Below are 11,264 nucleotides of genomic sequence, written 5' to 3' on the forward strand. Positions count from 1 at the left end.
GTGATGACCACATATTGGAATGTGAACGCCTATCGCATTGATTTGTTCACCCAGGGCGAATTGGAGGTGACTTCTATCCAGGTGGAGCGGGCGGATGGTGAAGTTTCCGAAGCCACCTATTTCGGTATTTGGCATAAAATGGATGGTACATCCGTCCCTGCGTATGTGGATGCTTGTTTCATTGACCCGGTAGAGCCTGATGTGGATGCGGTCCTTCGCGCGGGGTGGCACACGTGGAGAATCGAGTTGATAGAGGCAGACTAAACTTTAACGTTCAAACTTTAACCTTCAAACTGTAAACTTCACTTCCCGCCCGAAAAAGACCCCGCCGGAATCATTCCAGCGGGGTGCGATATGGGTATCCTGCGCTACCATGTGATGGGATGAGATATGCTTCTATGATTCTACCACGCAAATCTGGTAGAATACAGTCGAACGGGACGCCCCCCAGCGTCCCGCTCAAATCCACATATATCCCTCTGCAGCCCCAAGTATAGCAGATTCGTGGAGGTTCGTCCACCCTTCCCGACGCGGGAAAATGTGCTATACTAGGGCTGGGGGAACCGGTAGGACAAGCCGGTTTTTGGGGTTTTGCAAAGGGATTGAAGTGAGGTATAGGGGCATGGCCACCAATCGGACAGGCCGGGGGAAGGGGTCCCCCCGGTCCTCCAACCCAATGGGCACGGTCGCGCAGCGCCGGGCCGTGCATCGTGATCCATCCACCTGGACCAAGGAACAACGCGAAATGGTCCGGGCCTACCTACGTGCGCACCCCTACGATGGGTCCTGGGCGGATTTTCAGGGCCGTCGAGAGTCTTCGAAACCTCGTTTGCGTTCAACCCCCTTGGAACAAACCCGTCAATCCATGCGGGAAAAACTCGCTCTCCTGGAACTGAAAAGGGATGCAGGCATTCTCACCAAACGGGAATATGAGCGCCAATACGGTGCGATCAAAGACCTGCAAGTTCTGACACACAAAATTTATACCGCCAAGAAACCCAAGCGCCGACCGGGGGATACGGATGCGCAGTACAATGCGCGCGTGGCGCGGCATCTGCGTGACCTGAAAGAGTGGCAGAAGCAGGCCAGCGCCGCGTATAACAAGCTGCGGACTGTGGGGGCTGATTGGGACCCGGAGCGAGGCCGTTATAATCCGGGGAGGGACCTCCCTCCAGAAAAGCGGCTGGTCATGACACCACAGGAGCGTCGCGAGTTTTTGCGCAAAGAGTGGATGCGCGATCGCTACTGGGAGGTGTTCTATCATGTCTGACCAAAAGCGCCCCCGGCGACGTAAGACGTGGCGAGTGGATGAGCTTCCGTTTGAGACTCGGTACTCGGCCCGCGTGCAGGAGAAGCCTGCGCAACCGAAGAAACGCGCGCGCAAGGCGCGTAAGCTTGCGCGGGAAGAAAAGCGCTGGACAGGTCGGTTTATCGGGTTTGACGGCGAGGGTTGGGATGGGAAGTATACTTTGGTTCAAATGTCTGGAGAGGACACCCTATACAGTGCGAAGGGTTTGGATACCCATAGCATCCTGCACTACCTCATGGACCGGGTTTCCGGTCGCAATGCCCTGGTGGGATTTGGCCTCTCGTATGATATTGAGAACATTTTGCGGGATGTTCCCGATGCGGACTACGACGCCATGGTCAATCGCCAGGAAAAGGTAGATTATGAGGGGTATCTTCTGTCCTATATTCCCCGCAAAATGCTGACCATTACGCAGGAAATGCGCAATGGAAAAAAGCGCACGGTGCAATTGGTCGATGTGTTGGGCTTTTTCCAGTCCAGTTTTATCGGGGCGCTGCAAAAATGGCAGATAGATGTGCCGGATATTATTCGGAGAGGCAAGACTGGGCGTGGAGAGTTCACGGAGGCCGATCTTCCTTTTGTCGAACAATACAACCGCTATGAATTGATCTATCTTGTGAAGCTCATGGAAGCTCTGCGGGAAGCCGATGAGATGGCCTGGAAAGCCATTGGGCTTCAAGCAAATCACGGCCCGAGGATTTGGTATGGGCCGGGGAGCCGGGCCGCCAATTTTCTCAATCAAACCGCGTGGGTAGACGAGCATCCGGCACTCCGACTGCCGGAGGATACGCCCGAGTGGGCGAAGGAAAGTTTGCTCCCTCGGCATCTGGTGGAGGCCGAGGCGGAAAGGATGGCCCAGGAAGAGCGCGAGTGGCAGGGAATGCGAAGGGACATCGTCGCAGATGTGCTGGCGCATGGGGGCCTTCTTACTCCCACTAGCACGATGGCGTATGCCACCGAATTCCGAGAAAGGGTTCCGGTGGCGGTCCGGCGCAAAGTGGCGCGAAAAACAGGCCTTCCTCTGGACCAGATGGCTGACGTTTTGGGGATGAGCGTATCCGACCTGATAAACCAGTTGGCCACGTGGGAGCAGCCGGAGAAAATTGTGGCTGAGGATTATGAGCCACAAGCCCGGCAAGCTCTCATGCATGAAGCGTCGGAAGAGACCTGGGCCGATGCATTCGCGGCGGCCTATTATGGGGGTCGCATTGAGGCGGCCTTTATTGGGGAGTTTGATGGCCCTCTGTATGGGTACGATATTCAGTCGGCCTATCCTTATGCGTTTTCCCTCCTGCCTGCGTGGTCGCCGGATGATTTGGAATGGGTGGATGGCCTCGATCCGAAGGGGCGTATGGGGTGCTACTACGTTCGCTGGTGGTTGCCAGATGGAGCGAACTTCTATCCGTTCCCCTTTCGGGAGAAGAACGGGAACGTGCATTTTCCTCCGAATGGAGAAGGATGGGTGATGTCCCCGGAAGTGTATGCCGCTATGCAGCATTGGCCGGTGCAGAACGGGGATTATTACGATTTCAATGTACAGGGCATTCAGGTCGTGGGCGGCTTGGTGTTGAGAGGCACAGAAGCGGCGGGGGCGGGTACCTACCGTCTGCCGAACGTATGCACATCGGCGCAAAAGCTCTTGGAGATGGCAGGCGTCCGGCTCCAAGCGAAACACGCAGGACAACCGCACGAAAAGGCGCTGAAATTGGTGATTAACAGCGTCTATGGAAAAACCATCCAACAGGTCGGCGCGCATAAGTATCTGCACACGTTTGCTGCGGCCTGGATTACGAGCGTGTGCCGGGCGTTGGCATACCGTGCTGTGGGGCCGGATTGGGATCATCGGGTGGTTTCCTTTATGACCGATGGCGTGCTGTCTACCGTGCCGTTGAATGTGGAGTTAGGAGATGGTCTGGGGTCCTGGGAAGTCACGCAATATGCCCATGCGACGCAACTGCTGCCGGGTGTGTATCAGCTTGCCTCCATGTGGCCCATAAGGTTTAAGGTGTCGAGAAAAACCCATTCCGAGCGCAAGCGGAAGGTGAAGTTCTGCAAAATCAAAGTTACGCGCAAGTACCGGGGTGTCTCCAAGGACATTGACTACGAGGACGCGCTGGCGCGCTGGAGACGGGGGGAATCGTATCCCGTCACGGTGAGGTTGTTTGTGACGCGTTCGTTGGCATTGCATCAACCGAAATCTTATGGAGATAAACGATTCCAATTTGTAGAGGTTACGCGTGACGAAAACTTTTCCCTGCACTCCAAACGGGAGGTGACGGACCGTGAGGATCGGACACAACCTGCGGTGTGGTTCCCGGCAAAGACCGCTCCGGTGGGGCAGGCATCCACCCCCTATCTTTTGAATCTGGAGCCTGTGGAAGTGCCCTACGACCAGACCCTATCCCAGGAGGAACTGGAGACCCAGGGATGGACGTCTGCGCTGGAGTATGAGGCCTATGAATGACCTGGGGAATCCATGGTAAGGGAGGCAAGGGTGTGAGCTACACGCTGGATGAACTGTATGAATCGCTCAAAGGCTGTCGAAGTCATAACGGGGAATTGGTGATTCCCGACTTCACCGACGCCGACTACGAGGACCTGTACTATGCGATTTTGGATTCGCTCAAAGATGAGTTTGGGACCAATTATCCGGGGTGGTACAAGATGTGGGCCTATCGCTACCACCGCCACCGCCAAAACAACAGCAAGACCTATGAGTTTGCCGACCCGCCCTATGACCTGCCCTTGGAGCAGCAGACCATCCGTAATCAATTGGTCGTGCTGAAGTTCTTCATAGGGCGGCGGTATTGGCATCGGAAAACGTCGATGTACTGGAAAGGGGAGGATGACTATGGGACTGCTGGATAATCTCACCCCGAAAGTCCCGCAGCGGGAACCGCTGCCGAATACGAATGTGCAAACGGCTCCGGCTCAGGTGGAGGACCTGAAACTCTCCAAGGCACTCAAAGAGGCGGCGGGGCAAATCCTGGCGCAGATGCTCTTGGAGCGGGCCAGCCAGCAGGAACAGATGGTCATTAACTCCCAGGGCGTGATGGTGGACCGCCGGGGATACAAATATCTGTATGTGTTCACGACAGAGCCTGTCACACTGAATGTGACGGTAATGGGCCAAGACCTGGAATATAATCTAACCGCCCTGATGTGGAATCCACTGCCGTTCCCAGATGGGACTCGATTGACGTGTGAGAACTCCGCTTTAGTGGTGATGTTCTGGAGTAACTATGCGTTGCCTTTGGCCACTGCAGAAAATGTGACGGTGACGAACTGGCCGCAAATTCAGCCTGTTTCGCTAACGGGCAGGAGTGTACAGGAAGTCACAATTATAAACGCATTGGCGATAGCAGATACTAACCCGCATAGTTCTGGGAATATCAATGTACAGTCTTATTCAGGGAAAAAGAGCCTATTCATAGTAAGTTCACTAAATCAGTCATGTACGCTTTCATTCAATGTAAGAACGTTGAATCTCAATGGATTTACGGCTGCGACTTTTAATATACAAGCTGGAAAGTATGCATTCATAACTGCGCAGACGACGGCAGCTACCGGGTCCTTCGCGGCTTTAGATGAACCTTTCAGCATGATAGAAGTAGTTTTGCAATGCGCAACTGCACCCACATCGGGTTCGATTTCGGTTTATATGGAGGGGGTTCAAGGATGATGCCATCACAGACACAAACTGCAGTGAATTGGTCTCTACAGCAGACTTATGACGATGGCATGGGAAACCAAGTTCCCATCACGAAAGATACGCCGCAACCTTTGGTTGATGCGATGCGGAAGTATTTCAACCAGAACAGTATCCAGTACAGCACATTCAGCTACGATGACCTGAAACCGTATCTATAATGCGCCAACGGGTGCGTAAAACGCCGCTAACGGGGACGATGGGAGGGGTGAGTGTGGCCCACGAGACACGCGCAAACGGATCAAAATCTGAAGGGGAATTCATAGAAAAGGAGCGGATGAACCGTGGCCGAGGAAACGACGATTCACATTCAGGAGACGCCGGAGAATCCGACCGAACCCGACAGCAATCCGACCCAGGCCGAGAACGCAGCGCAGGAGTCGCAGGCGGCGCAGGCCGCGGCGGAACAGGCAGCGGAAACGAGCGCAGCGGCGGCGACCGTGGCGGTGGAGACGGTCGAGAGGGCGACAGCAGCGACCGCGACCGTCGAAAGCGAAATCTCCTCGATGAGATCCGTCGTCGACGGGCTGGTCAAGCTGGTGCAGACGCAGCAACAGCGGGTGGAGAATCTGGAGGCGCTTCTGAGCCAGGCAGCGGGGCAACTGGTGGAATCGGCGCAGACCCTGCAAACGACCCTGGAGCTTTGGCAGGAACAGATCGGAGCGGTAGACGAGGCCGTGCGCCGTCAAATGGACGCAACGGCGGCGCTGATCAAGCTGAGAACCGAAATCCTCGACAAGCTCAAGTAAGCAAACCGACCGGGGTCCGTTTTACCGGAGCGTTGCCGCCTGCGATTCCCGAGGCTCCAAGGCGGCTTGGTTTCACCTGGGAAAAACCCTTGTCGCAAAAAGAGACGGGAGAACTCAAACCCCACCTCATGCAGGCGCTGAAAATCCTGTTTCGGGGTCTGGATCAAGGCATCACGCTAACGAATAAAGACCAAGCGCAGGCATGGATTTGGCAAAGTGTGGATGATAAGGAAGTCGAGACGATAGTGGACCATCTGCTAAGTCTCGGCGTGGCGTCCAAGGTGGCCGCAACAGCGATACGCAAAATGACGCGGACATACCGGGCCCTGGACGTGGGCATTATCACGTTCCCGCGCGCGGTTATGACGATGCGCTTTTATGCCGAGCATGGCGGGTTTGTCCTGCCGGGACTGGGAGGGATGCAACGTGTGGCTTCAAATAAATGACAAGAAGTATGAGGTGGACGTGCAGGAATTGGCCAAACAGTGGGAGCCTCGGATTTTGGAGTGGTTAAACGCGCCCGAAAGCGAGTTTCACCGCTTTGAAGGCGCGATTCGGTCCCTGGGCGGGATGATTTTGGCGTATCTCGCCATGAAACACCCCGAACTCAAGCGACCGGACGGGGTGGATACGCTCACGCATTTGGTGCGCCTGGCCGTGGCGGGGGCGGCGGCGCAACTCGAAAAACAGCCGATTACGCTCACGGCGAAGGAAGTGCAGGCGTCGTGATGCAAACCGTCTTCAAATGCGACGTGTGCGGGCAAACCGTGACGCTGCCGAGCTCTACGCAGTCCCCTTGGACGCGCATTTCGTTTGGGATTCCCAGCACAACGTTGAGGCAGGGGATTGAATATTACGATGTGTGCAGTCTGACCTGCGCACAGATGGCGTTGAATCAGTGGTGGGACGCGTGGTACGCGTCCCCCAGCGGTCAAGAGGAAGACGACAGCGGCGTTTCGGAGGCGGGAACCAGTGGAACAACCACGACTGAACCATCGAGTGACCCGGCGCAGACCGATTGAAATTAGCCTGGAGGACCGATGGGTGATCATCGGCGCAACGGGCGCGGGGAAAACAACGTTTGTCCGGAGGCTGCTCACCGCGTACTACCGAGCGGCGGCCCGAAAACCGGGCCGACTGCCCATCTATATCCTGGACACAAAAGGGTTTGCGGCCTCTCGGATAGGCCGGGATGATTTTCGGATGTTCTATCGCCCCGGCATTGGGCGATTGCACCGGGACTCGATTCCGCCCAAAATCGTAGCCCCCAAGCACGGGCCGGAGTTTATCGTGTGGCAACCGGACCCGGAACAGGTGACGGAAGACCATTTTGACGCCTTCTTTATGAGCTTATATCGGGCCGGGGTCCCGTCGCTGACCTATGTAGATGAGCTATCCAGTCTGACCGACAGCAGCGGCAAAAAGTTCCCGCGCTACTATGACATCCTGATCAAGCAGGGCCGGGGCCTTTATCAGGCGCTCATCACGACCACGCAAAGCCCGAGCTACATTCCGCCCAGCGTCATCCGGCAGACGACCCACATGGTCCGATTTCGCCTAAATGATACCTACGACCTGCAAAAGATTGCTCGGGTGATGGGCAAGGCGGTCGAGGAAGAACCTCCGGACGAGTATGGTTTTTGGTACCGAGATGCCCGCAAACCCAAGGCGAAGAATCCTCCGGTGTACTACACCGACCTGAGCGAGTTTTTTGGAGACTGACGAAAGCCCGGTCCTCTGGACCGGGTTTTTTACGGAAAAAGTTCCCCGTCTCTTCCCTCGTCTCTTCCCTCTTGACGACCAACATTCCCAGGAATAGGGTGGTTCTGATCGAAAACTCAAAACGGGAGGGGTCCCCGTGAACTTTATCAAGCAGTATTCCATGACGCTGATAGGGCTGCTGATCGCCCTTATCGTTCTCATGGTCCTGCTGCGGCTTCTATCGAAAGCGCCTGTGATCGGGAAGGTAGCCGAGGAAGCGCAGAATCTCGCGACGGAAGGAACGCTGTAATCCGCAAAATCCGCAAAAGGGTCAAAGGGGGGTATCCAGCATGGCGACCACGTCCCAGCAACAGCAGCAACAGCAGCAACAGCAGCAGCAGATACGGCAGCAGAACTTGAAATTCATGAAGTACAGTTTCCGCCAATGGATGCGAGCGGACGCGCAAAACGGGACGGATTTTCAGCCGGGAGGAAATACCAAAAACTTCCTGGCACCGATTACCGAAGGCGCGTTTGCCGAGAGAATCATTGTCCGGTTTACAGGCAACGTGAACTATCAGCCGGCGTCCTCGGACCCGGTAGCCACTCCCACGGCGGCGGCGCCTTATAGTTTGTTCAAGAATATCCAGATTACGTTTGGCAACACGCTCATCGACGTGCATCCCTATATCGCGCACCTGATTGACCGGATGCGCGGGTATCTGCGCCAATATCCGGGCCAGGAACTGGGCTATAGCGTGAGCAATATCCAGAACCTGATTGCCCAGGACCTGACTCTGAATGAAGGCGACAACCCGCTGAAATTCGACATCCAAATTCCGCTCAATACGGTGCATCCGTTGGCAGTGGCCGGACTGATACCCATTATGGGCACCGGAACACGGCTTCAAATCAACGTCACGCCCGCGCCCGCGATAGTCGGCACAGACCCGCTGGATAACGTGATTGACACGAACGGGACCGTGACCGTGACGGGGACAATTGACGTGATCATTGTGTACCGGGACTACAAAAGTTTTTGGACCCGAGACTACTTGCAGCCGAACTTGGATGCGAACTTTGTGCCGTCCGTCCAATGGATTCAGACGCAGGAACTCAATCCGCTCACCGCGGGGACGCCGATGTACCAACGTATCGAAAACCCGTATGAGTTCGCGTTGATTTTGAGTGTCGTGATTGACGGGCAAAGCTCGGGCACGTTCTGTTCTGCGGATAACTTGCAACTCTTTGAGATCGATCGGGCGCAGAACACCAGCAGCCTGCTGCGCAAGTGGGACGCGACGACCGGGGGCATGGAAGATTACTACCAATACGTGCGGGAGCAGTTTGGGCAGGACCTGCCGGAGGGTGTGACGGTATTTGCTGCACCGACAGAAAATACGTCCGACCCGTCTTTGCTCGATGGCGTCAATTATCTCAACGTAACCGCCAACGGATTCCCGGCGGCGCGCCTGGGCTGGCAAGTCGGAGCGGTGGGCAGCGTGACCACCCCGCGCGTGGAGACCTATGGCGTGATTCTCAACCGCGCGGGCTTGACGATAGCCGGCTAAAGGGGGAGAGGAGGCGTGAAAGTGGCGAGTGTTTCCATGAAAGGCCTGGGCGCGATGGCGGTGCTGGCCGTCACCTGGGTCAACCATACCCTATCCCCGTTGTTTTGGGTGCTCTTGGCCCTGGTCGCGGTGGACCTTCTCTTGAACCTTCATCAGGAGGCCAAGCAGTTACAAAAGCTCGGCAGCGCCTTCTTTGCGTTGGGTATCCCTACGTTTATCAGCGACAATGCCGGGCAGATTCTGAACCCAGAAATTTTAAAGGCTCTGGTGTGCCTCCTGTGCCTGGGGTACGTGTGGGTGCTCACCCCCCAGGTCCTGGCCTGGCTGTCCAAGGTGGTGCCGAAAGCCGAGCAGCCTGCACTCTCTTCTCTGGAACAGCAGGCGGTGGAGGCCATTGTCCAAAAGGCGGTCGCGCAGTTGCGCGCCTCGGATGCACAGGCCGCGCAGGGGGCCGAGCCAACCGTGCAGCAAATCGAGCAGTCGGCGCAAGAGGCGGCGATTGGGCCGGAGACCCCCGCGCAAAAGGGGTGAGCGCATGAGCAGCCTACTCCTGATTCTGGCTGGGGCGTTGCTCATCTGGCTGTCCGCCACCGGGCGGCTGGCGGCGTTTTTGGCGACCATCTTTGCCCCGCAAAAGGTGGCGGTCCAAAGTGGATGAGAGCTATCAGGTGGTGCAGTCGTATCTCGCCCAGGTCGATGCGCCTGGGAATGCACAGGCCCAGGATGCAGGTGCGCAGGATGCGCTAGGCCGTGAGGGAGGGGCCAACCAATCCGAGCGGCCAGAGGATGTCGTGATTGACGCGCAGGCGGTGGAAGGGGAGATCGAGGACGCCGACTCGGAGGGGGATGCGGTGCGCATTTGGCCGGGCGGTCTGCCTGTCATGCCAAAAGTTCGGCTGCCGCGCCTGTCCGATCTCCCCACACCGGGCGGAATCGGCCTGCTCCTGTTCGTGATTGGATTTATCCTGTTTGCCGTCACGCCAGGAAAGGGTGGCCTGTCAAGGCTATCCCTGGTGTGGGGGAGTCTGCTTGGAACCGTGACCTATGACGCAAACGGGGGACAAACCAGTGGGGGCGGCTCCACCTGGTCCAGCGACGAGAGTACGAGCAGCGCCACGGTGATTCCGCTGACGACAGGAGGGTCGCCCGTATGACGGTTTCCACTGGAGAGAGCCAAAACCAGTCGGTGAACCTGACGATATCCCCCGTCGGGTGGCTGATTCTGCTCCTGCTGCTCTACTACTGGGCGCAGTCGCGCACCGGATATCGCCTGATTTACTATGCGCTGGTGCTCATTCTGGTGTTCCTACTCGTGCAAAACGGGGACACGATTCAGCGCGTGATGATCAAAGGGGAGGTGCAAGCCTCATGAAACAGGTGTTTTGGTACATGTTTGTGCTGATTCTGGTGCTGATTCTGGTGGCCTATTACAAAGGGACGACCAGTGACATCAGTACGGGCGGCAGCGCGCTGCAAAAGCTCATTCTGACCCTGCAGGGTCGGAATAGCAAGGGCAACTTCGCGTCTTATCCTGGGGGGTCATGATGTATGAGCGGCCTCATTCCATGGTTGCTGGGGAGTGACGCCATTCCGCAGCCGGCGGAAATTCAGCCCCATCTTGTCCGCTCTCCGTCCGTTTGGGCGATGGAAGGCGACAAGGCGGTGGGGATTTACGACCCGGATCAGACGGCGGCGGCCTTCCTTGCTCCGATTATCGGGTACAACGTGCCCGACATCGTGCGCACGTATGGCACCCTGCCCTCTGGCGTGGTAGCGGGTGGCGCGCCGAACGTGCTGGACGTGAACGCCGTTGGGGGGTGCTGACACATGGCGTGGTTTGACGACAACGGAGACAACAAACTGCCGATGATGATCGCCATAGGTGCGGGCCTGGGCGTCCTGTCCCTTCTGGTCTTTCGTTCTTCCGGCGGGTCCTCATCCTCATCGGATACGTCCGGCACGATGGATGGGATAAGCGTCGGCGGGACGCTGTACATTCCGACCAGTGAAACCATCATCGACTACGGGACGGGCAACAACTACGCCGAAAGTGGCAGCGTGACGAACACCACGACGACGACGACCACCGACAGCAATAACACGGTGGGCAGCGGCACGACCGTAACCGTGGCAACGAGCGAGCCGCCTCCGCAATCGGATTCGAATACCACGACGACGAGCACGACGACCACGACAACCAAGACCACGACGACTAGCAAAAGCAC

At 56.9% G+C, this 11,264-nt stretch carries 19 protein-coding genes and 1 pseudogene; all 20 read left to right on the forward strand.

Annotated elements, in window-relative coordinates; all coding sequences use genetic code 11:
- Positions 1–264, forward strand: a 264-nt coding sequence (locus ASH01S_RS18920; RefSeq protein ID WP_169794267.1) for a hypothetical protein, incomplete at its 5' end; no start/stop codon positions are given.
- Positions 265–622: 358 nt separating this feature from the next.
- On the forward strand, positions 623–1,270 hold the full coding sequence (locus tag ASH01S_RS16425; protein WP_157067198.1) for a hypothetical protein: 648 nt from the start codon (positions 623–625) through the stop codon (positions 1,268–1,270).
- Positions 1,263–3,773 carry a DNA polymerase type-B family protein gene (locus ASH01S_RS16430; protein WP_067929527.1) on the forward strand — a complete coding sequence of 837 codons (2,511 nt, stop codon included), beginning with the start codon at positions 1,263–1,265 and terminating at the stop codon, positions 3,771–3,773. The genes ASH01S_RS16425 and ASH01S_RS16430 overlap by 8 nt, the downstream gene beginning before the upstream one ends.
- The gene (locus tag ASH01S_RS16435; RefSeq protein WP_067929528.1) at positions 3,770–4,177 is read left to right on the forward strand and encodes a hypothetical protein; all 408 of its coding nucleotides are present in this window, start codon (positions 3,770–3,772) and stop codon (positions 4,175–4,177) included. The genes ASH01S_RS16430 and ASH01S_RS16435 overlap by 4 nt, the downstream gene beginning before the upstream one ends.
- Positions 4,161–4,991: a hypothetical protein gene (locus ASH01S_RS16440; RefSeq protein ID WP_067929529.1), complete on the forward strand. Its 831-nt coding sequence runs from the start codon at positions 4,161–4,163 to the stop codon at positions 4,989–4,991. The genes ASH01S_RS16435 and ASH01S_RS16440 overlap by 17 nt, the downstream gene beginning before the upstream one ends.
- Positions 4,991–5,179, forward strand: a complete 189-nt coding sequence (locus ASH01S_RS16445; protein ID WP_157067199.1) for a hypothetical protein — start codon at positions 4,991–4,993, stop codon at positions 5,177–5,179. Before ASH01S_RS16440 ends, ASH01S_RS16445 begins: the two co-directional genes overlap by 1 nt.
- A gap of 123 nt (positions 5,180–5,302) precedes the next feature.
- On the forward strand, positions 5,303–5,767 hold the full coding sequence (locus ASH01S_RS16450) for a hypothetical protein (RefSeq protein ID WP_067929531.1): 465 nt from the start codon (positions 5,303–5,305) through the stop codon (positions 5,765–5,767).
- Between the two features lie 89 nt (positions 5,768–5,856).
- Positions 5,857–6,213 carry a hypothetical protein gene (locus ASH01S_RS16455; RefSeq protein ID WP_157067200.1) on the forward strand — a complete coding sequence of 119 codons (357 nt, stop codon included), beginning with the start codon at positions 5,857–5,859 and terminating at the stop codon, positions 6,211–6,213.
- A complete protein-coding gene (locus ASH01S_RS16460) occupies positions 6,194–6,496 on the forward strand; it encodes a hypothetical protein (protein WP_067929533.1) in 303 nt (100 codons plus the stop codon). Before ASH01S_RS16455 ends, ASH01S_RS16460 begins: the two co-directional genes overlap by 20 nt.
- Entirely contained in the window at positions 6,496–6,789 is a 294-nt protein-coding gene (locus ASH01S_RS16465) for a hypothetical protein (RefSeq protein WP_157067201.1), read from the forward strand. Before ASH01S_RS16460 ends, ASH01S_RS16465 begins: the two co-directional genes overlap by 1 nt.
- The gene (locus tag ASH01S_RS16470; protein ID WP_157067202.1) at positions 6,740–7,489 is read left to right on the forward strand and encodes a P-loop NTPase family protein; all 750 of its coding nucleotides are present in this window, start codon (positions 6,740–6,742) and stop codon (positions 7,487–7,489) included. The genes ASH01S_RS16465 and ASH01S_RS16470 overlap by 50 nt, the downstream gene beginning before the upstream one ends.
- A gap of 136 nt (positions 7,490–7,625) precedes the next feature.
- Positions 7,626–7,778 carry a hypothetical protein gene (locus ASH01S_RS18655; RefSeq protein ID WP_157067203.1) on the forward strand — a complete coding sequence of 51 codons (153 nt, stop codon included), beginning with the start codon at positions 7,626–7,628 and terminating at the stop codon, positions 7,776–7,778.
- A 40-nt stretch (positions 7,779–7,818) separates the two neighbouring features.
- On the forward strand, positions 7,819–9,039 hold the full coding sequence (locus ASH01S_RS16475; RefSeq protein WP_067929536.1) for a hypothetical protein: 1,221 nt from the start codon (positions 7,819–7,821) through the stop codon (positions 9,037–9,039).
- A gap of 21 nt (positions 9,040–9,060) precedes the next feature.
- Positions 9,061–9,570, forward strand: coding sequence for a hypothetical protein (locus ASH01S_RS16480; RefSeq protein ID WP_067929537.1), 510 nt, complete (start codon positions 9,061–9,063; stop codon positions 9,568–9,570).
- Positions 9,571–9,574: 4 nt separating this feature from the next.
- On the forward strand, positions 9,575–9,697 hold the full coding sequence (locus ASH01S_RS19555; RefSeq protein ID WP_281178240.1) for a hypothetical protein: 123 nt from the start codon (positions 9,575–9,577) through the stop codon (positions 9,695–9,697).
- Positions 9,690–10,193, forward strand: coding sequence for a hypothetical protein (locus ASH01S_RS16485; RefSeq protein WP_067929538.1), 504 nt, complete (start codon positions 9,690–9,692; stop codon positions 10,191–10,193). The genes ASH01S_RS19555 and ASH01S_RS16485 overlap by 8 nt, the downstream gene beginning before the upstream one ends.
- Entirely contained in the window at positions 10,190–10,411 is a 222-nt protein-coding gene (locus ASH01S_RS16490) for a hypothetical protein (protein WP_067929539.1), read from the forward strand. The genes ASH01S_RS16485 and ASH01S_RS16490 overlap by 4 nt, the downstream gene beginning before the upstream one ends.
- Positions 10,408–10,584, forward strand: coding sequence for a hypothetical protein (locus ASH01S_RS18660; protein WP_157067204.1), 177 nt, complete (start codon positions 10,408–10,410; stop codon positions 10,582–10,584). The genes ASH01S_RS16490 and ASH01S_RS18660 overlap by 4 nt, the downstream gene beginning before the upstream one ends.
- Positions 10,585–10,587: 3 nt before the next feature.
- Positions 10,588–10,863, forward strand: coding sequence for a hypothetical protein (locus tag ASH01S_RS16495; protein ID WP_067929540.1), 276 nt, complete (start codon positions 10,588–10,590; stop codon positions 10,861–10,863).
- Between the two features lie 3 nt (positions 10,864–10,866).
- A pseudogene (locus ASH01S_RS16500) lies at positions 10,867–11,264 on the forward strand (hypothetical protein); the annotation flags it as partial.

Source organism: Alicyclobacillus shizuokensis NBRC 103103 (assembly GCF_001552255.1).
Classification (GTDB): Bacteria; Bacillota; Bacilli; order Alicyclobacillales; family Alicyclobacillaceae; genus Alicyclobacillus_G; species Alicyclobacillus_G shizuokensis.

Excerpts from the sequence above, each read along its gene's own strand:
- ASH01S_RS16490 (WP_067929539.1), top strand. The coding sequence starts at position 10,190 with ATGACGGTTTCCACTGGAGAGAGCCAAAACCAGTCGGTGAACCTGACG.
- ASH01S_RS16440 (WP_067929529.1), top strand. The coding sequence starts at position 4,161 with ATGGGACTGCTGGATAATCTCACCCCGAAAGTCCCGCAGCGGGAACCG.
- ASH01S_RS18660 (WP_157067204.1), top strand. The coding sequence starts at position 10,408 with ATGAAACAGGTGTTTTGGTACATGTTTGTGCTGATTCTGGTGCTGATT.
- ASH01S_RS19555 (WP_281178240.1), top strand. The coding sequence starts at position 9,575 with ATGAGCAGCCTACTCCTGATTCTGGCTGGGGCGTTGCTCATCTGGCTG.
- ASH01S_RS16445 (WP_157067199.1), top strand. The coding sequence starts at position 4,991 with ATGCCATCACAGACACAAACTGCAGTGAATTGGTCTCTACAGCAGACT.
- ASH01S_RS16435 (WP_067929528.1), top strand. The coding sequence starts at position 3,770 with ATGACCTGGGGAATCCATGGTAAGGGAGGCAAGGGTGTGAGCTACACG.
- ASH01S_RS16495 (WP_067929540.1), top strand. The coding sequence starts at position 10,588 with ATGAGCGGCCTCATTCCATGGTTGCTGGGGAGTGACGCCATTCCGCAG.
- ASH01S_RS16475 (WP_067929536.1), top strand. The coding sequence starts at position 7,819 with ATGGCGACCACGTCCCAGCAACAGCAGCAACAGCAGCAACAGCAGCAG.
- ASH01S_RS16425 (WP_157067198.1), top strand. The coding sequence starts at position 623 with ATGGCCACCAATCGGACAGGCCGGGGGAAGGGGTCCCCCCGGTCCTCC.
- ASH01S_RS16430 (WP_067929527.1), top strand. The coding sequence starts at position 1,263 with ATGTCTGACCAAAAGCGCCCCCGGCGACGTAAGACGTGGCGAGTGGAT.
- ASH01S_RS16465 (WP_157067201.1), top strand. The coding sequence starts at position 6,496 with ATGCAAACCGTCTTCAAATGCGACGTGTGCGGGCAAACCGTGACGCTG.